This is a genomic window from Chondromyces apiculatus DSM 436 (assembly GCF_000601485.1).
In the GTDB taxonomy this organism is placed as follows: domain Bacteria; phylum Myxococcota_A; class Polyangia; order Polyangiales; family Polyangiaceae; genus Chondromyces; species Chondromyces apiculatus.
Window position 1 is genome coordinate 37,418 of sequence record NZ_ASRX01000026.1, and the last position, 20,627, is coordinate 58,044.

General features: G+C 69.4%; 14 protein-coding genes and 1 pseudogene. 7 read left to right on the forward strand and 8 right to left on the reverse strand.

Annotation, left to right across the window (positions count from 1 at the left end; genetic code table 11):
- Nucleotides 1-79 precede the first annotated feature (79 nt).
- The 3 genes from CAP_RS18220 to CAP_RS18230 all read left to right on the forward strand — a co-directional run bounded on the left by CAP_RS18220 (nucleotide 80) and on the right by CAP_RS18230 (nucleotide 1,508).
- Nucleotides 80-553, forward strand: a complete 474-nt coding sequence (locus CAP_RS18220) for a leucine-rich repeat domain-containing protein (RefSeq protein ID WP_044242710.1) — start codon at nucleotides 80-82, stop codon at nucleotides 551-553.
- Nucleotides 550-753, forward strand: a complete 204-nt coding sequence (locus CAP_RS18225; protein WP_044242713.1) for a hypothetical protein — start codon at nucleotides 550-552, stop codon at nucleotides 751-753. Before CAP_RS18220 ends, CAP_RS18225 begins: the two co-directional genes overlap by 4 nt.
- A gap of 125 nt (nucleotides 754-878) precedes the next feature.
- Nucleotides 879-1,508 (forward strand): ribonuclease HI, encoded by a 630-nt coding sequence (locus CAP_RS18230; protein WP_044242717.1) that lies wholly within the window; start codon nucleotides 879-881, stop codon nucleotides 1,506-1,508.
- Nucleotides 1,509-1,513: 5 nt separating this feature from the next.
- On the opposite strand, the gene CAP_RS18235 is transcribed toward CAP_RS18230, so the two are convergent.
- Complete coding sequence (locus CAP_RS18235) at nucleotides 1,514-3,700, reverse strand: WD40 repeat domain-containing protein (RefSeq protein WP_044242720.1); 2,187 nt, start codon at nucleotides 3,698-3,700, stop codon at nucleotides 1,514-1,516.
- Nucleotides 3,701-3,876: 176 nt separating this feature from the next.
- Here CAP_RS18235 and CAP_RS18240 point away from each other — a divergent pair, with 176 nt between their 5' ends.
- Nucleotides 3,877-4,440: an ECF-type sigma factor gene (locus tag CAP_RS18240; protein ID WP_044242723.1), complete on the forward strand. Its 564-nt coding sequence runs from the start codon at nucleotides 3,877-3,879 to the stop codon at nucleotides 4,438-4,440.
- 3 nt (nucleotides 4,441-4,443) lie between these two features.
- The gene (locus tag CAP_RS44890; protein WP_052375462.1) at nucleotides 4,444-6,444 is read left to right on the forward strand and encodes a serine/threonine-protein kinase; all 2,001 of its coding nucleotides are present in this window, start codon (nucleotides 4,444-4,446) and stop codon (nucleotides 6,442-6,444) included.
- Here CAP_RS44890 and CAP_RS44895 read toward each other — a convergent pair.
- From CAP_RS44895 to CAP_RS18275, 5 genes are all read right to left on the reverse strand, one after another.
- Nucleotides 6,431-9,088, reverse strand: coding sequence for an RICIN domain-containing protein (locus tag CAP_RS44895; protein WP_052375463.1), 2,658 nt, complete (start codon nucleotides 9,086-9,088; stop codon nucleotides 6,431-6,433). The two genes, CAP_RS44890 and CAP_RS44895, sit on opposite strands and share 14 nt — an antisense overlap.
- 171 nt (nucleotides 9,089-9,259) lie before the next feature.
- Complete coding sequence (locus CAP_RS18260; RefSeq protein WP_231511552.1) at nucleotides 9,260-10,126, reverse strand: formylglycine-generating enzyme family protein; 867 nt, start codon at nucleotides 10,124-10,126, stop codon at nucleotides 9,260-9,262.
- A gap of 56 nt (nucleotides 10,127-10,182) precedes the next feature.
- The gene (locus CAP_RS18265; protein WP_052375465.1) at nucleotides 10,183-10,785 is read right to left on the reverse strand and encodes a hypothetical protein; all 603 of its coding nucleotides are present in this window, start codon (nucleotides 10,783-10,785) and stop codon (nucleotides 10,183-10,185) included.
- Nucleotides 10,782-12,890, reverse strand: a complete 2,109-nt coding sequence (locus CAP_RS18270; RefSeq protein ID WP_044242843.1) for a hypothetical protein — start codon at nucleotides 12,888-12,890, stop codon at nucleotides 10,782-10,784. The genes CAP_RS18265 and CAP_RS18270 overlap by 4 nt, the downstream gene beginning before the upstream one ends.
- A 175-nt stretch (nucleotides 12,891-13,065) precedes the next feature.
- Nucleotides 13,066-13,716, reverse strand: a complete 651-nt coding sequence (locus CAP_RS18275) for a hypothetical protein (protein WP_044242729.1) — start codon at nucleotides 13,714-13,716, stop codon at nucleotides 13,066-13,068.
- 303 nt (nucleotides 13,717-14,019) lie between these two features.
- Between CAP_RS18275 and CAP_RS18280 the strand changes: the two genes are divergently transcribed.
- Complete coding sequence (locus CAP_RS18280) at nucleotides 14,020-14,559, forward strand: hypothetical protein (RefSeq protein WP_197041236.1); 540 nt, start codon at nucleotides 14,020-14,022, stop codon at nucleotides 14,557-14,559.
- A gap of 35 nt (nucleotides 14,560-14,594) precedes the next feature.
- Here CAP_RS18280 and CAP_RS18285 read toward each other — a convergent pair whose 3' ends face one another.
- On the reverse strand, nucleotides 14,595-15,077 hold the full coding sequence (locus CAP_RS18285; RefSeq protein ID WP_044242737.1) for a tellurite resistance TerB family protein: 483 nt from the start codon (nucleotides 15,075-15,077) through the stop codon (nucleotides 14,595-14,597).
- Between the two features lie 306 nt (nucleotides 15,078-15,383).
- Between CAP_RS18285 and CAP_RS18290 the strand changes: the two genes are divergently transcribed.
- Nucleotides 15,384-19,259 carry a Ulp1 family isopeptidase gene (locus tag CAP_RS18290; protein WP_044242739.1) on the forward strand — a complete coding sequence of 1,292 codons (3,876 nt, stop codon included), beginning with the start codon at nucleotides 15,384-15,386 and terminating at the stop codon, nucleotides 19,257-19,259.
- A 269-nt stretch (nucleotides 19,260-19,528) separates the two neighbouring features.
- Here the strand turns inward: CAP_RS18290 and CAP_RS48215 are convergent.
- Nucleotides 19,529-20,379 (reverse strand): annotated as a pseudogene (locus CAP_RS48215) (IS5 family transposase).
- Nucleotides 20,380-20,627 lie beyond the last annotated feature (248 nt).

Here is a 20,627-nt window from a genome sequence, read left to right on the forward strand (position 1 = left end):
TGATCGCAGCGCTCAGGAACATCGGGAGGCCCACCACGCTGGCCTCATCGATGCTCCGTCCACGGAGGGGCCTGGCGACGTGGAGCTGCGCCTGGTCGCCCAGATTGTGCTGTACCCCGACGACGACGCCCTCCGCCATCGCTACGCCGATCTCGCCGCCCTCCTGGCGCTCGCCAGGCTCCGGACGCTCGACCTCACGAACCAGGGCGTCACCGACGCGGACCTCTCGGCGCTCGCGGCTTCACCCCACGTCGCGGGGCTCCGCTTCCTCGACCTGACCCAGAACGAGATCACCAGCCAGGGCCTCGACGCGCTCGCCGCCTCCAGGGCGCTGCCCTCGCTCGTGACCGTGGGCCTCCAGCTCAACCGGGTCCACGACCCGGTCGACCAGCTCGAGTTCTACGACGAGACCAACCAGCACCGCGTCCCGACCGAGGAGGGCAGAGCCCTGGAGCAGAAGTACGGCAGGCTCCCCTGGCTCCACCCCGACGACCCGCACCTGCCGCCCCGGCGTCTGCCGCTCCCGCTGGCCACGACGACCCGCGGCGCGTGACCGCGGAGCAAGCCGCAGCCGCGTGGGCAGTCGTTCAGCGCGCCGTCTCGTTCGTCAGGCACGGCAAGCCTCACCACGAGGTCTGCAGGTTCTGTCGCCAGCCGCTGCGCATCGAGCACGCCTCCCTCGATCTCCAGCACGCCCAGCTCTTCATCGGCTGCCCTTGCGGCAAGAGCAACGGCATCATCAAGGGCCTCTGAGCGGGCGCAACGCCCCGTTCCCCGCCATTGCCGACCCGGGAGCCTCGCCCAGCCCACGGCCGCTGGGCCCACTGAGACGGCCCTGAAACCTTGCGCTCCGGCGCATCCCTCGTTACCCCGGCTGCATGCCCCTCTTGCCTCCCTGGTCGTCGGTCGTGCGCGTGGAGACCACCGAGCGGAAGACCTACGACCGCGAGGCGGGCGAGAGGAAGCGCGCGGTGGGCTTCAAGCCGGACCGCACCATCGACTCCGACGAGACCTGGATGTTCACCGACGGCAGCGGCAGCGGGTGGCATGGGCTCGTCGTCCTCCGCCAGGGCGAGGATTCTCGCCTCGTGGCGCGGGATGCCCGCATCCCCATGAAGAACGTCGGCGCCGAGATGAACGCCCTGCTCCTCGCGCTGGAGGCCATCCGCCCCGGCGAGCGCGTGGTCGTCGTGGCCGACTTCCTCTGGAACGTTTACTACCTGCTCGGCTGGTACAAGGTGAACCACCCGACCCTGCAGGAGCAGGTCGCGAAGGCGCACGCCCTGCTCGACGCCTGCCGCCCTGCCTCGCTCCGGTACGTGCACATCCGCGGCCACGCCAAGGACAGCTCGCCCCTCGGGCACTGGAACCACATCGCCGACCGCCTCTGCGCCCTGCACCGCCCGGTGGACTGCACCGCGCCCGTGTCCGCCTTCGGGACCCCCGAGGCGCCGCGCCCCCTGGCCAAGGTCCTCCTGGAGGTGACAGACGGAGAGATCTTTCGCTGAGTGCCCTACTTTCCGGCGAACCACCCCTCGGTGAGGCCCGGCGTCGCCGCGGCGCCGAGGTCCGGCGCGAAGCCACAGCGGCTCTGGGTCCGCGACTTCCCCACGCACACCGGCACCCGACGCACGGCCTCCTCGCTGCCCTCGAACCGGCCGTCACCCAGGTAGGCGAACCCGATCCTGCCTGACGCCTCGCGCATGCTCCGCAGCACGAGCGGCCTGTAGTCGCCCTTCCGGAACAGGAGCACCTCATTGTGGAGGAGAAGGAGGAGGTGATCGCCGAAGCTCGGCGAGGTCGCCTTCTCGGACGAGGCGGGGAGCCGCGTGACCTCACCCCCCGCGATGGGGAGCAGGGAGGTGATCTCCCCGGACTGCCCCTGGCTGATCAGGAGCGACCCCCCGTCGTCCGAGAAGCGGATCGGGCCGTCGTTTGCGTTGCTCAAGCGGTGCACCTTCGGCTTGAGCGAGGCGCCGACGTCGTAGACCAGAAGGTACTCGTAGGTGAGGACTGCCAGGCGCGCGCCGCGGGTGTCGAACACCACCTGCCTCGCCGGCTCGGGCAGCACCACCTGGTTGCTCAGCGTGCCTTTCGCCACGTCGAGCAGCGCGAGCACGCCCTGGCCGTCGACCCCCCCCGCCTCGCCCGTCTTGCTCACGATGAGCGCGCGCTTGCCGTCCGGCGTGGGCACGATCTGGGTGATCCTCGGCACCTCGCTGGCGAACCGCAGCGCGCGGCTGGCGAACCGCAGCTTCGCACTCCCCCGGTCTGCCAGAGCGATCCTCCCGTCGGGCAGCCCCGCGACCACCAGCCCGCCCTCGAACACCGCGAGGCACGTGGGCGCCTCGGGCAGCTTCGGAAGCTCCGCCGCCACCGCCCCCGTCCCCGCGTCGTGCAGGGACAGCGCGCCGTCGGGCGTGGCGCGGGCGGCGATGCCGCCGACCCCCACGGCCAGCTCCCCCACCACCTTGTCCAGCGTGATGCGCGGCGGCCGCAACGACCACAGGGTCTTCTCGCCCTGCGTCCCCGCCTTCGGCCCCTCGTACCCGAGCACCGCGGCGCTGCCGTCGGGCGCGAGGACCGCCTGCTTCACGGCCTCCCCCGGGAACAGCGTGAACATGCGCCAGTCGGGCTTGTCCCCGACGGTGCCGACCGCGAACCCGTCCCTCGGGGCGCGCTTGTCCTCGCCCCCCGTCACGCTGGCGACGCGCTTGCCATCGGGGCTGAGCACGCACTCTCGCGCCCGCGGCGCCCGCGGCACCACGCCCACCTGGGTGCCGCCTTGCAGCTCCAGGATCTCGCAGCCCCGGCTGCTCACGTAGGAGACAAGCCCCCCGCGCGTGTGGCGGACCTGGGCCAGGGAGCCGGGGAGCTTGAGGGTGCGCAGGGTCTTTCCTGTCGCGGGGTGGATCTCCAGCAGCTCCGCCGCCTCGTACGGCTGCGCGAAGATCCTCTTGCCGTCGGGCGAGAAGACGTAGGGCATGGAGGTCCCCTCGAGCGCGACCACCTTCGCGTCCGGAGCCGGACCCAGGATGGCGACGCCGTTGTTGCTCCCCTGACCGATCACCACCCTGCCGTCGTCGAGCATCGCGAGCGAACTCACGTAACCGAACCTGTACCTCGCGATGGTCTGTCGCGACGCGAGGGCATGCACCTCGAGGCTGTCCCGCCCGGACCTCGTGATCAGCCTTTCGCCATCCGCGCTGGCCCACGCCCCTCCTTCGTTGACGATCAGGCGTTCATCCTGGGCACGAGCGTCGAGGGGATAGAGGTTGTCGTTGAAGTACATCCAGCGCCCATGCGGATCGAGGGCCAGGTCTTTTCTGGGGCTGCCATAGCTCGGCCTCAGGGAGGCGCGCAGCGTGCCCGTGGTGAGGTCCCAGAGCTGCAGATCGCTCTCCGTGAACACCGCGAGTGTCCGCTCATCCACCCAGTGGACGTTCCACACCTTTGCCACCGGTTTCAGCCCGCCGATGACATGGACGCGTCCCCCCTCCGCGGTCTGCACACCCTCTGCTGGCGCCGCTTTCGCCGCCACCCTCGGAGCCTCGGTGGCTCCTGGCTGCGCCGTGGGCGCAGCCGCGACGGCGCGCCCAGGCCGTGGCCCCGCGACGGCATGGTCTGGCGCAGGGTTGGAGCCGCATGCCGTCACGAGGAGCATGCCGAGGAACGCGAGCCCGGAGCGCAGGATGCCCATGATGGCCGTACTCTACACGAGCCCCGCGGCGGCTCGTCAGCCCTGACACCAGAGAACCCACCTCTCCGCGTCTCTCCCCCCCGGATCGCGCCCCATGCCACCCGGACTGCGTGCGCGGTGTGCGCCGCCCGTGAACTCACCTGCGCCCCCGCTCGAAGCAGCGCTATCTTCGTGGCATGACGGGGCGCGAGGACGTCACTCTCCTCCTCACCGCGGTGAGTGCCGGTGACCGCAAGGCCGTGGATGCGCTGCTCTCCGTCGTCTACGACGAGCTGCGCCGACGCGCCGCGTCCCTGATGCGCAGCGAGCGCGGGGACCACACCCTACAGCCCACGGCGCTGGTCCACGAAGCCTTCCTGCAGCTCGTGCAGATCGAGCGCATCGACTGGCAGGGCCGCGCCCACTTCTTCGCCGTCGCCTCGCAGATGATGCGCCGCATCCTCGTCGACCATGCCCGCACCCGCCTCGCCGACAAGCGCGGCGCCGGCGTGACGCGCGTCCCCCTCGACAATGCGCTCGGCCTCTCGGTGGAGCGGGATCCTGACGTGCTGGCCCTCGACGACGCCCTCCAGGAGCTCGCCGCGCTCAACCCCCGGCATGCCGAGATCGTCTCCATGCGCTTCTTCGGCGGCCTCTCCGTCGAGGAGGTCGCGGCGGTCCTCGGCGTCCCGAAGCGCACCCTCGAAGCGGAGTGGAGCCTCATCAAAGCCTGGCTGCGGCGTGCGCTGACCGAAGCGTAGACGATGGACGCCGCCCGCTACGCGCGCGTCACGGAGGTCTTCCTCGCCGTCCACACCCTGCCTCCCGGAGAGCGGGCGGTGGCGCTCGAACAGGCGTGCGCGGGAGATACCGCGCTCCGGGAAGAAGTCACCTCCCTGCTCGCCCACCACCAGGAAGCCTCGCTCTTCACCGCGCGGGCCACGCCACAGGGCCCGGACGCCGAGGCCGCCCTGCGACCCCAGGATGCCCCGCCCCAGCGGGCCCTCGCCGCGCTCGCCCCCCTTGCCCATGGTGCGCGCGCGGAGTGGGACGAAGAGCAGCGCCGCTTCCTGCACCAGCGCATCCGCGTGCTGGTCCTCATCCTCCACCTCTTCCTCTTCGGCATCCTGCTCCGCGCGACCCTCTCCGGAGCCTGGTCCAAGATCGCGACCCTGCCGGCTGCCGGGATCGCCTCCGGCGTCACCGCCCTCGTCGGCCTGGGCCTCCTCGTGCTGACCCTGCGCTCCCCCTCGCGGACCACCCTGCGGCGCTGCGAGATCGCAGGTCTCACCGCCGCGTTCGTGGTGCTCTGGAGCTGGCACCATGCGTGGCTCAGCAAGGGCATCACCCTCGCCAGCCCGCCCTCACCGCTGCTCCACGACCTCCTGCGCTCCGCCTACTGGGTCCTCTCGCCGGACGGCACAACCCACGTCCAGACGGGCACCACCCACATCAGCACGCCGGTCGGCACCCAGTGGGCAGCGCTGGCGGGCCTCTACGGCATCATCATCCCCAACGCCCGGCGGCGCGGCGCCGTGATGCTCGCCGGCCTCGCCCTCCTGTCCGCGGCGGTCGTCGTCGTCGCGGCCCTCGGCAACCCGGGCCTGCGCCCGTACGCGCGCGACAACGCCCTCACCTGCCTGATCCTGGTGGGCTTCTTCGGGGGCGTCGGGCTGTACATCGGCCTCCGGTTCCAGGCCCTCCGCAGGGCGGTCTTCGACGCCAGGCAGGTCGGCCAGTACCAGCTCACCCAGCTCCTCGGCAAAGGCGCCATGGGCGAGGTCTACCAGGCACGGCACCGGCTCCTGCGCCGCCCCTGCGCGGTGAAGCTGATCCGCGCCGACCGGGTGCAGCACCCCGAGTGGCTCTCACGCTTCGAGCGCGAGGTCCAGGCCATGGCCCAGCTCACCCACCCGAACACCGTCGAGGTCTACGACTTCGGCCGCACCGACGACGGCGCGTTCTTCTACGCCATGGAGTACCTCCCTGGCGTGACCCTGGACGCCCTCGTCCATGCCCACGGCCCGCTCCCCCCGGGCCGGGTGGTCCACCTCCTGCGCCAGGTGTGCGGGGCGCTCGCCGAGGCGCACGACAAGGGCCTCGTCCACCGCGACATCAAGCCCGGCAACATCTTCATCTGCGAGCGGGGCGGCGTGCACGACGTGGCCAAGCTCCTCGACTTCGGGCTCGTGCACGTCGAGGCGCGCGGGGAGCAGCCCCTCGCCAGTCGCCTCGCCAGCTCCCCTGCCGACCCGCGGTCGACGCCCGCGGTCGACGCCGAGGGCGCCACCTCCTCGGCGTCGTACCACACCCGCGCCGGGCAGCTCCTCGGCACGCCTGCGTACATGGCACCCGAGCAGGTGCGCGGGCACCAGCCCGACGCCCGCAGCGACATCTACAGCCTCGGCGGCGTCGCCTGCTTCCTCCTCACCGGCAAGCCCCCCTACGAGCGCGACACCCTGGAGGCGCTGTGCAAGGCGCACCTCGACGCCCCTCCGCCGCAGCTCCGTGACCGCGATCCCCACCTCCCCGCCGACCTCTCCGCGGTGATCGCGCGCTGCCTGGCCAAGGACCGCGGCGCGCGGTTCCAGCACGTGAGCGAGCTTGTCGCGGCGCTCGATGCGCTCGACACCAGCGACGCCGCGAGCGCGTGGGACGGCAGGAGCGCCGCGGCGTGGTGGAGGGCGAAGGCGGGAGGGGAGGAGGGGGCACAGAGCGCGCTCAGCCCGGAACAGGGAGCGCAGGGCGCGCTCAGCCAGGGATGACGATGAGGCTCGACGTCGTGTCGTTGAAGTCGTCGAGGCGGCTGCAATCGGCGGTGAGTGTCTTCGACGTGCCCGAGTACCCCGAGTCCTTGTAGAGGATCACCGTCCAGTTCGTGGGCACCTTGACGGAGCTCAACCTGTTGTCGCCGATGGCGCCCGAGGCTGTCAGGGCTGACATGTCTTGCCTGCCCGGGGTGAGCACCTGCGACGTCCCCGCGTACCGGTAGTCCTTGTAGAGGACCACCTGACCGAGGGGCGCCGCCTCGACCACGAGGCTCGACGTCTCGTCGTTGAAGCTCCCCAGGCTCGCGGTGTCCGACGTCAGTACAGACGCCTCGCCCTCGAAGTTCTCGTGATCGAACAGGGTCACGCGCCACCCCGAGGGGATGGTCACGGAGGAGAGCGTATTCTTCGAGAAGCCGAGGCCCGACAGCGAGGCGTACCTCCCCGGCGAGAGCGTGCGCGAGCTGCCCTTGTACGAGGCGTCCTTGTAGAGGGTCACGCCCCAGGGCGGCATCTCCACGACGAGGCTCGACGCCTGAGCGCTCATGCTGCCCAGCTCCGAGGCGTCGCGCGTGACCTCCTGCGTCGTCCCTGCAAAGCCCGCGTGCTGGTGCAGCGTCACCCGCCACCCCTCGGGCACCTGGAGCGACCGGATGGTGTCATTCCCGAGGGTGATCTGGCTCAGGTCGTAGCTCCCCGGCCCGAAGGCCTGGAAGCTCCCCGTGAAGCCGCCGCCCGAGAAGGCGTAGACCTTGGCGGCGACCGGGGCGAGGCGCCACTGCTGGTTCAGGCCACTGGTCAGGCTCCACTGGTAGACCTGGGCGCCCGCGGTGAACGAGATCCCCTGCACGTCCAGGTACATCCCGGTGCCCTTGTTCTTGATCAGGCAGTAGCCCCCGCTCTCGGTGAACGACCACACCTGGGTGTCGCTCCCGCTCGCCGCGTTCTGCACCACCGACGCGCCCACGCTGCTCCCGGAGGCCTCCAGGGAAAGGCCCGAGTGCTCGTTGACGATGCAGTACTCCCCCTCGTCCCCCCCGGGTGAGAGCAACCAGTGCTGGTGGGGACCGCCGGTCGACGACTGCTGGACGGCGGACGCGCCGTCGGAGGCGTCCATCTGCCCCACCACGTCGAGGTAGAGGTTGCTGTTCCTCGACTGCAACGTGAAGGGCACGCCGGAGCGGTAGTAGACCCCGAAGGCGTCGATGTCGCTGCCGCTGCTCCCGAAGATGCCGATGATCGGGCGGTTGAGCTTCGGGTCGATGGTGAACGGACCGCCGCCCCCGCCGCCCGTGGAGAGGGTCCGCCCGTGGCTGGTGGTGAAGCAGACCTGATCGAGGAGGGAGCCGCTCCGCCCCGTCACCTTGGTGATGTACTCGTCCTCGATGAGGTTCAGCGTCACCGCCGTGCCGCTGGTCCCTCCGTGGCTCTTCACCACCGTCGACCCGTCGTGCAGCACGTAGGTGATCGAGATGGCGCTCACGTACGTGCCGCCCCGGAGCGTGATGCTCTTGATGCGCGCCACGTTGGTGATGTCGTCCGCGAAGGCGCTCCCGCCGCTGCCGCCCACCTGATCGCTCGCCAGGATCGACGCCGACTTCATGGTCATCGCCCCCGACGCATTGGCGACGATGCTCGTCTCCTGCGAGGAGTCCGTGGCCACCTGACACGCCACGTCGTGCGTCGCCCCTTGCTCCCCGAGGAGGTTGACGCTGTAGATGTCGAGGCTCGGGAGCGAGGGGCTCGCCTCGACGCTCGTGCTCTCGGCGCTCGTGCTCTTCGCGCTCTCGCTGCCCCCCGAGGCGAACAGGTCGTAGCTCACCCCGACCCCGAGCGCGGCCCTGAACCCCTTGAACGCGAACCCGGAGCTGAGGAGGACATCGCCGCCGATGATGAACCCCTCGATGTCGAACGTCCCCCCGATGAAGTAGTAGCTCTTGTCGTTGTACATGCTGACGCCGCCGAAGAGCATGTAGAGGTCCATGGTGATGCTGGCCTCGACCGAGGGCACGATGCTCACGGACACGCCGACGTTCACCAGGAAGCCCCACTCTCCCTTGCTGTCCACGTAGACGCCGGCCACGATGTCGGCCGTGATGCTCACGAGCTGGATGCCGCCGTCGAAATCGATGGCCATCGTGTAGCCCTTCTTGCGGGCGTCGCGCTCCCAGCTACTCACCACCGACTCGGCAGAGCTCTCGCTCGCCAGGTACACGGTGAACAGCGCCTTCATGAAATCGCGCGCCAGATCGTTGTAGGGCCCGAGCGATGGCGGTGAACTCATCAGGTAACTGGAGAGGTACTTGTACGCATCCTCCGCGAAGCTCACCGTCTTCCCGTAGAGGTCCACGCTGAAGTGGGCGATGTCCCCGCACGTGCTCAGCGCGCACGTCGCGACCTTCGAGGTCTCGGTCTCCGTCCAGTCGACGGCGTAGATCACGCCTCCCGAGGCCGTGTTGAACGCGGCGACCGCCCCATCGGCGACGTCGGTGTAGATGGTGTGGCCCGTCTTGACGAGCGTGTTGCCCACGTCCACCAGCTCATCGGCGACACCTGTCGCCACGGCGACGGTCGCCTCTTCGAGATCCTCGGCGACGTCTTCCACTGCATCGACCCAGTCCACGGGATTCCACCAGGACATCGGCTCCTCCTTGCGCCCGGCCCCACGCACCAGCAGCGGGTTCGAGCGCTCTTATCTGGAGGAGCGGAAACCGGGTCCGAGGTCCGCAAAGAAATCGACCGGCCGACACACCCGCCCGGCGAGGGATCCCCCCCTACGCCGGGAGCGCGTCATCGGCCGGTGGCCTGGCCCTCATTGCGGCGTCGTCGCGCAGCGGATGCCGAGGAAGCCGCAGCGGTACGTGGTCTTGAAGATGAAGGGCCGATCGTTGCGGAAGAGATCCTTCGCGCTGTCCTTCCAGCTCCCCCCGCGCCCCTGGCGCACGGTGCTCGTCTTGTCGGACGCCGACGTCGTCCACTCGTAGACGTTGCCCCCGAGGTCGTGGATGCCGAGCGGGCTGTCCCCCTTGGGAAAGCTGCCAATCGGGCAGGAAACCGCGCGCGTCCCTGCCTTGCCGCCCCAGCAGGCCTGGTCCCCGGGCTCGTCGTTGCCCCACGGGAAGTACCGGTCCTCCGCCCCCCCGCGCGCCGCCCACTCCCACTCCTCGGTGGTCACCAGGCGCTTCTGCTGCGCCTTGCAGTAGGCCTCGGCCTGGGTGAAGTCGACGCACACCATCGGATTCTTGGCGAGCTCCGGCTTCCCGTACGTCGCCCCATCGCAGACCTTCACCCGGTCCTCGTTGCACCCGCCGCCCTTCACGCACGCGGCGTACTCGTCGGCGGTCGTCTCGTTCAGGTCGATGCAGAACGGCGCGACCGTGACCTTCTGCTTCGCCTTCCCCTTCCCCACCGCAAGCTCCCCGCCGGGGACCTCGATCATGTTCGCCGGACAGCGGGACGGAGGGGGCGGCGGAGGCGCCGCGGCGCTCGGCGTGGCGCTGGCCTCGGACGCGGCGCTCGCCTGGGGCGCTGCGCTTGCTCCGGGCGTCGCGCTCACTTCTGGCGTCGCCTCCGTTGTTGCCGCTGTCGCTGGCGCCGCAGACGGCACGGCAGCCTGCTCGGGGGCGCCGGAGCACGCTCCGATCACCACCCCGACGACCGCCAGTGCCAACCCGGACATCGCTCCACGAACTCGCATGTTCAACCTGTCCTCCTCACCACGTGCTCACCAGACGCTCACCATGCAGTCAGCACGGGAGACCGCTGCCCTTCGATCCATTGCTCCTGCACGACGAGCATCGGCTTCGGAGCGAACATTCCTGCCTCGTCCTTGCCCGGCGCCCAGAGCTGGAACACCCGGCGATCCCCGCGGCGCACCGGCGTCAGCAGCTCACCGAAGGGCGCGTCCACCGGGCCCCCGATCCAGAACGCCACACCTTCCGGTCCCCCTCCCACCAGCGACACCGCGAAGACCTGCCCCTCGCAGCGCACCCGCAGCCACGCCCGGACCATCTGCGCCCGGCACCCCGCGGCGGCGGGCCCCTTCCGGGTGAACTTCACCCGCGGCGCGGCGAGCCACTCGGCCACCGTGGGCGGCTTCGACGCCTCCGCCGGGATGGCCTCCCCATCGAGCAGAAGCTCCTCGGCGCCCCCTGCAGACACGGCGCCCCCTTCGGGCCCCCGCGCGGCTGGACTGCCTACCCCCACCGGCGCCCCCGCTGGCGACGCGGCAGCCCCCTCCCCGGCCCGCACCGCTGGCTCCCCGGGCCCGGCCGGCGCCACCCCCGGCGACGCCACCGCCGCCAGCACGAAGACCCCCACCGCGAGACGTCGGTTCATAGTGTCCTCAAGAACGCCACGAGGGCGGCCCGTTCTTCCAGCGAGAGGTGCTCGGTCTGCCCCATCCGGTTCCCGTTGCGCGCGATCAGGTCCTCCAGCGACGCCGCGCTGCCGTCGTGGAAGTACGGCGCGTGCCCCGCCACGTACTTGAGGGAGGGCGTCTTGAACTCCGCCTGCGGCTCGTCGTCGAACCCGGGCCGCACCGGCAGCTTCGCCATGGGGTACGCCATCCGGTCCGTGTAGTCGCTCTCCGGCACGTGGCACTTCGCGCAGCGCGCCGCGTCACTGAGGAAGATGGCCTTCCCCTTCTCCTCCTCCGGCGTGAGCGCCCGCGCCTCCTGCGGCGGCGTCACCAGCCCCCGGCGCAGGAACGCCGCGAGGAACGCCGCCCGCGCCTCCAGGTTCGCCTGCTGGTGCGGCGGCAGCCCTCCCCAGCGGTGGAGCCCGAACCCGTTCACCAGCCGCGACGGCAGATCGGGGCTCTCCGCATGCCACCCGTACGGCCCCTCCGCGATGCGCCCCGCGAGCATCGGTGTCCGGCGCGGAACCCCCTTCACCCGCTCCTCCTCGGGCAGGTTCTCCACCATCCCCACGAAGTTCACGTGCGTTCCATCCGAGGTGTTGAACCGCGCCTCGTGCCACACGTGCCCATCGTCCCGCCCCTCGGGATGACACCCGCTGCACGCCAGCCCCCCGCTGGTGACCCGATCGGTCGCGCTGTAGAAGAGCCTCCGCCCCGTCGCCGCGTCCCCGCCCAGCGGGTCGTCCGCGAACCGCACCACCACGGACACGGCCGGCGCGAACGCCGTCCCATCGTGCGGATCGAGCTTCACCTCCGCCACGTCGTACGTCGCCCGGCAGAGCACATAGGCCGTCGCCTCGTCGGCGGAGAGCGCGATCCCCTGCGGCGCCCCGCAGGTCGTCGCCACCCCCAGGTAGGGATCGATCCCGCTCCCCACCGTGTAGGTCCGCATCACCGCGTTGGTCGGATCGATCGACACCGCGTCCAGCTCCACGATCGCATCGATCCCCTCGGCCGCGACGAGCAGCGACTGCGTCTTCCCGCGCCTCACCATCGCCCGCGGCTGCGTGAAGGCCCCGAGCGCCCCCCCGGGCAGCGTCAGCTCGTCGGGGCGCGTCTCCTTGTCCGCGCGCACGAACGGCGCCCGCCCCGAGTGCTTCGGCGCGAGCGGCGCCTCCCCGGCGAGCAGCATCACGTCCACCGTCGACGCCCCGAACCACGCCTGCGTCCCCAGCGCCCCGAGCGCATGACGCGCCGCGAAGACCCGGTCCTCCGAGACCGCGACCGCGAACCCGAACGACGCATCGAGCGGCTTCCCCGGCGGCGTGCGCAGCGGCGCTGCCGGCAGCTCCACCCGGCTCACCGCCCCACCCCCCACCGCGATGCGCGTGAGCGCCGACCCCACCAGATGGGACACGTACGCCGTCGCCCCATCCGGGGTCACCACGACCCCCCGCGGCTCCCGCGCCACGGACGCCGTCCAGCGGACCTTCCCAGCATCGAGATCCACCGCCGTCACCGTGTGCGTCCACGCGCTGGTGACGATCGCCGTCTTCTCGTCCGGCGTGACCGCGACCCCCCACGCATCCGCCGCGACCGGCACCCGCGCCACCTCGACGAGGCGCCTGCCCTCCGGCCCCGCTGGAGCCTCCCCCGCAGTGCGCGCGGCCTCCTTCATCACCAGGAGCGACCCCGGCTCCCGCACCGTCACCAGCACCCGGTCCGGGAGCGCGAGCACCTGCGCAGGCGCGCCTGGCATCGCCACCTCGAAGGGCGCCCTCCCTTGCCCGAGCGGCAGATCCAGCACCCGCACCGCCCGGTGATCCTCGTCCGCCAGGATCAGCGCATCCCCCCGCGCCGTCCGCGCGATCGCGCCTCCCTCGTGCGTCGCCGCCTTCAAGCTGGCCGTCGGCGCCGGGGCGGTGCCCGGGGCGGCGCTGCCCGAGGCTGCGACCGTCGTGCTGGCTGCCGGTCCACTGCTGTCGCCGGGCCCGGCGTCCTTCCCGCACCCCGGGACGAGCGCCGCCGCTCCAGCGAGCCCCATCGCTCCGACGAGCATCACCGTTCTGGCGAGATTCCCCATGCTCCGCGCCATGCTACCCGGAGCCCACCTCCGGGCGCCACGCCAGCATCCAGCACCGCAGCTAGGACCGCTCCCTCACCCACGCGGCGCACAGTTCTGCCGTGAGGCCAAGACGGGATGCATTCCAGGATACCGGCATCCCTGGCTCGGCCGCGCGTCATGGCCTGCCCCAACGTCACCCCACCCCGCCCGACGCCGCCTCATCCATCTGCCGCACGCACTTGCGCCGGATCACCTCCAGCACGGCGGCGACCCACGCGTCGTAACGCTCGATCACGCCGTGGAGAGAGAAGCTGAAGGTCACGTACGTCATGTCACCGCTGTCCCACGTGCGCCGGTGCGCGCGCTCCCATCCTGTGGCATGCGCCCATTCCGCCAGCGTGTGTCCCCACGCGCGCTGCGTCCACGACGCGACCACGCCTCCCGGATACGCAATCCAGTGGTCATTCGCGAAGTCGGTCCCCCCCACCAGGAACGCCACCTCGGTCAGGAAGGGAAACAGCCGCTCCTCGGGCGCCTCGTCATCGACGGCAGCGCGGTACATCCGCCCTGCGCGCGCATGGAACGCATCGAGCGCGCCGTTGTCCCCGCCCTGCGGGAACGTCGCCATCAGCTCCAGGAACGCACGCATCGTCGGCGGACGGCTCGGATCGTGCGGCGCCATCACCGTCGCGAGCGATCCGCACCCGTCATCCCGGATGATCCGCACCCCGTGCTTGCGCTCCGCCGCGACCAGGATGTCGATGGCCTCGTCGTGACCCCCGCGCCCCTCCAGGATGGCGCAGACCGCACGGACGAAGGGGACCCGGATGTCGAGGGGGATCATCGAACCCCAAGCGTACAGGGGTCCGGCGGCACCATCGAGCCCTGAGGTCTGCACCCCGCACCCTGCGTGCCGCGCCATGCGCCATGCGCCCTGCGTGCTGCGCCCTGCGTGCCGCGCCCCGTACGCATCGCGGGGTTGCCGATTCGGCCCGCTCACGCACTGACCACCGTGCCAGCCTCGCATGTACACTACTGGTTTGTTCCCTGCAGGACGCGCGCAGCCCGCGAACGCCGACGAGGGCACGCCCAGGAACGAGCGCGCAACGGTTCCTGTTGGCGCGAAGGCCGTTCAGAGGTCCCTCCAGTGAGAGACAAGGTCCCCAGAGTCGCCCACGTGCTCCGCGTGACCGCCTGCGTCGCCGTGGTCCTCGGCGCTCTGACAGCGCTCTCGACCTACCACGCACACTGGCACAACGTTGGCCATACCGACTGGGGCAGCGCCTTCTGCTGGGCGCCGGACTGCCGCCCGTCGGCCCCGGGCCCTCCCGCATGGTCCTCGTGCACCGGATACGAGCATCACCACGACAGCGCTCTGCCAGCCTTCGTGTTGCCCGTGATCATCGTGCTCGGCATCGCCGTGGCCGCCGTGGAGCAACACAAGCGCAGGTTTGTGGCCGCGCTGCTCGTGACCTCGCTCGGGTTCTGGGCGTGGTCTGTCTACACCACGTTCCTGCGCCACCTCCTCGACGCCGTCGGCCCATCCTCCCCGGCAGAGAGCATCTTCCAGATCGCCGGCTTCGTGACGGTTCCAGCGGCCGTGATCGCCCTCGTCGCCGTGTTCGTGGAGGGGCGACCGGAGGACCCATCGGCGTGGCCCCGGTATGCGCAGGGCCCTCGGGTGTAGGCAGCGCGTCTTGCAAACGCCGCCGTCGATTCGACCTACAGTGGCGGCCCCTCCGGATACAGCAGCTTCAGCCGCTTCTCCCGCAGCCGGGCCTCTTCGAGGCAGATGTCTTCAATCTGTCGGACCAGTTCTTCAGAAATCCCGAGCTTCGCTCCCATTCTGATCACCATGGCCCTCTCTCGGTCACTGTAGGCGCCATCTGCGCTGCACACCCGGACCGCGTCGTAGATGATGTAACGGCGTGAATCACTCGACTCGTGCGTTGCAGTGATGATCTGCTCGATATCGTCGACAGCCTTGTAGGTTTTGAGCTCGTCCACCAGCGCGTCCGAGGCACCGAGAGCAGCAGCGTGGCCGACCGCCCAATCTCTCTCTTCAGGCGCCAGCGTGCCGTCTCCATTGGCACAGATGAGGAGCGCCTTCATGTAGCCTTCGAAGGCTTCGTCCGTCGGACGTTCGCCGAAGTTGGCCTTGTCCTTGAATAGCCACAGGTACCCTATCTCTCGGTTCGTCGTCATGCGTGGACCTCGGTGCTGTCGCGGTTGCTTTCGTGCTCACGCCGCCAGCATGGATCAGCGTCGCATACCCCACCGGTTGGAGTAAACATGTACCACCCCGACAAGCTTGCCTCTCGGAAGCCCCGAACGCTCCGTAATGCCGATGCCAGCCCGACACGTCGTGTCGAAGGCCTCGCTCCCGAATCGCTTGGACCGCGTCGACAGCGTTGAAGGCGCGGGCTCGGTTTCATCCGGTATGATCCCGGGAGCGCGCGAGACGCTTCAGCCTCGGGCCTGTCCTGCGTCTCCTGCGTCGGAGCCCTCCCGATGATCCTGTACTGCACGACCTGTCGGATCAAGATCAACACCCAGGAGTATGGCCTCTGCCCCTGCCCGCGCTGTGACGCGAAGATGCTGGAGTACATCGGCTCGGACCCGGAGTGCGCCAGGGTGGCCTGGCGATTTCCCTTCGTGGAGCTCTCCGACGAAACGCTCCGCAAGCTCCAGGTCGTCTCGCGCATCAAGAAGAACTGGAAGCTGAAGACGAAGGTGGAGGGGAACGTGCTCGCCGAGCGCGATCCCGTGAAGCCCACGCCAGTCACGACCAGGCGCCAGGAGGAACTCAACAAGACCGACAAGCACTACCTGGCGGACCTCTACGGCCTCCGCGTGATCTCTGCCTGGACACCGCCGGATGCACAGCTCGACATCACCATCCAGCACCGGCTCAGCACCTCCTACCTCCGCGACGCGTACGACGATCCGAAAAAGAAGGGGGCGGAGGGCACCTTCAATGCCGCCGTCGACAAACTCCTGAAGGCGAAGAAGAAGGCGAAGAAGGGTGGGAGCTTCTACTTCCCCGTCAATTCGCCGGACGTCGTGTCGCGGCTCCGGTACCAGACCGACAACGGGACGCTCTCGGCGTGCACCATCCTCTGCGGGGTCCCCGGGCTCCACGTCCTCGAGGTCACGGTCGCCGCCAAGGTGGGCGCCAAGCCGAGTGAGGGCGAGGGCCTGGTGCGCCAGTACCTGAAGGAGATCGGAGCGACGCCCTCGACCTACCAGGCCTACAAGTACGTGCACCACGATGGGAAGGAGCCAGCCCTCGGCGGTGGCGACAAGGTCAAGAACGACATGCTCCTCAGCGCCCTCCTGCGGAGCGAGGACTTCAGGAAGCTCGAGAAGATCGCCGCGTCGAACGCCTCGATCCGGCACGTCTACGCCACGAGCGTCCACCTCCTGAAGGGGCTCGACAAGGAGGTCTTCCTCCGCTCGAAGGACAAGTTCAAGCGTGGGCTCCTCGTGCAGGACGCGCTGAAGAGTCTCGCTGGAATCGTCGAGATCCTCGCGGCGTCGAGCGGCAATGCCGCGCGGTGCGCGCGCTACTACGATCTCCTGCTCGACGAGGTCTTCCTGATCCTGTCCGCCGTGGGTCACTACCGGAAGGAGGATCTCCTCGACGCCGAGGCATCCATCCAGGACCGGCGCAACCCACTGATGAAGCGGCTCGTGGCGGCCGAGGGCATCAAACGCGTGATCCACCCGGCCTGGAGCGGGATGGACGCGCTGGTGACGGCGCTCGAAGCGGCACGCGTGGTGAGTGGCCTGAGCGTGCACCTGATGCACACCGACAAAGGCCAGGCGAACTACTTCGAGATCCCTGCCGTTCTCGCCGCGCAGGGGCGCGTGGCCGAGGGCAAGGGCGTGGACGCCGCCGGGATCATCTACGCCACCCTCGACCCGAGCTCACCGCTCGCTGCCCCGACGACCCCGAAGGAGGTCGTCGATACGGTCCGCTCCCGGATCGCGCTCTTCGATGAAGAGCTTCCCCATGGCGTCTCCGTGCTCTCCCTGGTCCTCGACACCACCATCCAGCAGGCGCCGAAGAAGGGGAGCCACAGCCACGTCGACGAGGTGGTCGGGCAGCTCGCCTACCTGGTCGACGCCGGCAAGCTCCAGCTCTTCTTCGCCAGGAGCTACCAGAAGTACCAGGGGCTCGGCAGCGCCAAGGTGATGGGCGGCGCCGTCACCCTCCTCCGATCGGTCCGGGGTCCCTCGGCGAGCCATGACTTTCTCGGCAGCATCCGGACCGGGGGCAACGTGTCGCGCGACGAGTGGCAGTTCTTCACCCACGTGCTGAAGCACGCCGGCGACGAGGAGCTCGGAATGATCGGCGTCTCCACCGAGAATGCCCAGTTCGTCGCGACCGAGCTTTTCCCGAACGGCGGCAGCGTCCCGTACATCGGCGGGCTCCCCTTCCTGATGAAGGAGGACCAGATCGAGTCGTGGATGAAGAACCTCGACGTCCTCCAGCTCGACAGCTTCGGCCTGGTGACGAGCACCTTCCTCGGCGTGGTCGGCCTCGGCACGCGCGTGACCATCGGCCAGGAGTCGCGCGAGCGCCTCATCGAGAAGTTCTTCGCGGCAGGCCACCTGATGCCGGCCGACTTCAAAAAGCCGAAGCCTCCGAGCTTCAAGCAGATCCTCTTCCACGTGCACAGCATCTTGCAGGAGGTGCACGAGCGGTACCAGGCCGGGAAGGCCCCCCCAGAGGGCCTCCCGTTCGCGCCGAAGGACCCGCCTCTCGTCGTGTTCGGCTCGAAGGCGCCCGTCGCCCCGACCCCCACCGCCGACGACATCGTCAGGCTCTACAGAGGCGCCAAAGGCGTGCGCAGGGTCGCCAAGGCGCTCGGCGCCAAGGTCGCGGGCGACACCGACCTCGATCACGTGCTGGCGTCCTACCTGGCCCTGGGCTTCCTGGCCATCCGGGCAGCGGACACCTACCGCAAGAGCCTCATCACGAACCCGGTCGCCGGAGATCGGCTCTCACTCCTCCGCATCTACCGCGGGGCCTTCGCCGCCGGGCTCCTCGACACCCTGACGCCCGAAGGGCGATCCCAGCTCAGCGCATACTGGCTGGAGGGCCTCATCGAGCTCCGGGACACCGACAAGAGCAAGGAGCTGACCCCATTTCTCGGGGACTACAAGCTGACACCGAGCGACGCCATCGCCGAGCCGAAGGACAAGGGCAAGCCTGGAGCCGACCTCGCGCAGCAGATCGCGGACTTCGGTAGCTACGCGCCGAAGCACGCCTGCGAGCAGCTCAAGAGAGCGCCGGGTGACTCCGTGCTCGCAGCCGCCGTGAAGCGGTTCCTGAACCGCGCCTACGAGATCAACAGGAAGGGGTCCGGCAGCAAGCTGACCTCTGGCCTCGTGTCGGGCACCGGGAAGCAGCCCTCGACCTCCTCGAAGGAAACGATCGACGTGCAGAGCGCCTGGAAGACGCTCAAGGCCGACGTCGCAGAGGAGAAGAAGAAGATCGACTCCGCGCTCCAGGGCAAGGAGAAGGAGAAGACCAAGGGAGCCGACGCCGAGACCCTCAAGCTCGTCCTGGCGGTGAGCGTCCTCGATCAGATCGAGAAGGCCGACACGCTCGCCGACTGCTACCGCGCGGCCCGCTCCCTGCCACCTGACGCGAACCTCTCGGAGGTCGGCGACGTCGACATGTACGACTACGTGGTGAGCTCCATCTGCGATCTCCTCGCTGGCCTCACCCTCTCGAAGAAGATCGATCGGCCGGTCGCCGCCCAGGTCGTCCCATGGAAAAAGGTCGGCGATTTCCAGCTCACCAAGACCCATCAGGACATGCTTCAGACCCACCTGAACGAGTACCTCGACGACCGGGTCATCGACGCCTTCCTCGCGATCGTGGAGCAGCGCCGCGCCGGCGTGTACCGCCGCTTCGATGTGCCGGTCGGCCTCCTCGTCGCAACCGCCCGGTGGGACCCCCCCGTCGGTCTCCAGGGGGTGCGGGCCGCGGGCGCCGCGCGCGTCGAGGTCCAGGTGATCAACCAGGGCGGCAACCACTGGATCGTCGCCGTGCGCTTCCCGCAGGAGGACCAGAACACCGTCCACGTCTACGACCCGCTCCAGCCGGGCGTCGTGTCCGACCCCATCAAGACCCAGGTGCGCCGCTGCTTCAACCTGCCCTTGCTCGCCCAGATCCGGCACCTCGCGGGTCCGCGCCAGCCCGGCGGCTACGAGTGCGGCGCCTACGTCTGCGCAGCGATCGAGGTGCTCTCCCGCACGGGCGTGACGCCCGCAGACGCCCGGCAAGCGCTCAGGGATGCAGCGTTCGTCAACAACACGATCCGCGGAAACCTGCGCCAGTCCATCGAGGCCGGCGACCTGCAAGGGTTTTGAGGTCGGCGTGGCGATGCCAGCGCTGGCCATCGCCACTGAACGGATTTGGAGTTCGCGACCCCGACCCTCGGGGTCCGCGACGCCAACCCTTGGGGTCCGGTCCCCCAACAGTTCAGTGTTGGTACCCCGATGATCGGGGTCTCCCCTGAACAAGCTTGGAGGGTAGTGTCCTAGTTGACCCGTTCTTGTCCCAGTTAGGACACGGGCGTCGCGGCGTGGGCTAGGTTTCGGCCCGAAGTTAGAGCACCTGACAAAACCGCGCCACGAGTCTACGGCCCAGACGAGCGGCTACGAGCTCTTGGTGTCCGCGCGGTCGTACCCAGCAACCGCTCCACGAATCTGAAGCACACCAGTGCGGCTCCCAGATGCAGGAAGCCACGATGGATGTCTTCGCGTCGTTCGTAGCGGGTGCTGAGCCGACGGAGGCGGTGCAGCCAAGAGAGTGTCCTCTCTACAACCCACCGATGTCTCCCGAGGCGGGAACGACTCTCGATGCCCCGCCGCGCGATGCGGGCCTTGATATGGCGCCTCCGGCATTCTTGCCGGCAGAAGCGATGGTCGTACGCCTTGTCAGCGTGCAGTTTCGCAGGCCGTTTCCGCCGCGCTCACTGGCCACAGCGGATAGGAACGATGGCGTCCAGGGTCGGCGCCAGGCACTTCGAGTCGTTCCGGTTCGCCGCCGTCAGCTCGGTGCCGAGGGGGATGCCGTTGCGGTCGACAACGACGTGATGCTTCGAGCCGAGCTTGCCTCTGTCCGTGGGGTTCGGGCCCGTCTGCTGGCCCCCCCTTTGGCGTGTACACTGGCGGAGTCGAGCGACGCTCGGTCCCAGTCGATGGCGTTGGCCTGGCCGAGTTCGTCGAGCAGGGCCTGATGAAGCCGAGCCCAAACCCCCTGCTCCTGCCAGTCTCGCAACCGTCTCCAGCACGTCATCCCGCAACCACAGCCCATCTCCTGCGGAAGGTGCTCCCACTGGATCCCGGTCTTCAGGACGAAGAGGATGCCGGCGAGGACGGCCCGATCCTCACGGGCTGGTCTGCCCCCGCGGGGCTTCGGCTTGGGCTTCGGCAGCAGCGGTTGAATGCGCTCCCACAGGCTGTCCGGCACGAGAGGTTTGGCCATCGCCCGCCCCCCTACTCGGCCAACGAAGACTGGGCCAAGTTTTGTTAGGCACTCTTACTGCACGTCGCACCCATTGAGCTACCGGACACGCTCCTGCAAGGGCCACCTGTGAGCGGCGATCGGATGGGTCGAGGAGCCGGTGCACCGGGCGTAGACGAACCTCCAGCACAGCTTCCCCCACCGCCTCCTGGGCCGGCGCAACGCCACCGGTGTCACTGAACCCACCACGACGCACACTTCGTTTCAGG

Coding starts and splice junctions, on each gene's coding strand:
- CAP_RS18230 (WP_044242717.1), top strand. CDS start 879: ATGCCCCTCTTGCCTCCCTGGTCGTCGGTCGTGCGCGTGGAGACCACC.
- CAP_RS18235 (WP_044242720.1), bottom strand. CDS start 3,700: ATGGGCATCCTGCGCTCCGGGCTCGCGTTCCTCGGCATGCTCCTCGTG.
- CAP_RS18240 (WP_044242723.1), top strand. CDS start 3,877: ATGACGGGGCGCGAGGACGTCACTCTCCTCCTCACCGCGGTGAGTGCC.
- CAP_RS44890 (WP_052375462.1), top strand. CDS start 4,444: ATGGACGCCGCCCGCTACGCGCGCGTCACGGAGGTCTTCCTCGCCGTC.
- CAP_RS44895 (WP_052375463.1), bottom strand. CDS start 9,088: ATGTCCTGGTGGAATCCCGTGGACTGGGTCGATGCAGTGGAAGACGTC.
- CAP_RS18260 (WP_231511552.1), bottom strand. CDS start 10,126: ATGTCCGGGTTGGCACTGGCGGTCGTCGGGGTGGTGATCGGAGCGTGC.
- CAP_RS18265 (WP_052375465.1), bottom strand. CDS start 10,785: ATGAACCGACGTCTCGCGGTGGGGGTCTTCGTGCTGGCGGCGGTGGCG.
- CAP_RS18270 (WP_044242843.1), bottom strand. CDS start 12,890: ATGGGGAATCTCGCCAGAACGGTGATGCTCGTCGGAGCGATGGGGCTC.
- CAP_RS18275 (WP_044242729.1), bottom strand. CDS start 13,716: ATGATCCCCCTCGACATCCGGGTCCCCTTCGTCCGTGCGGTCTGCGCC.
- CAP_RS18285 (WP_044242737.1), bottom strand. CDS start 15,077: ATGACGACGAACCGAGAGATAGGGTACCTGTGGCTATTCAAGGACAAG.
- CAP_RS18290 (WP_044242739.1), top strand. CDS start 15,384: ATGATCCTGTACTGCACGACCTGTCGGATCAAGATCAACACCCAGGAG.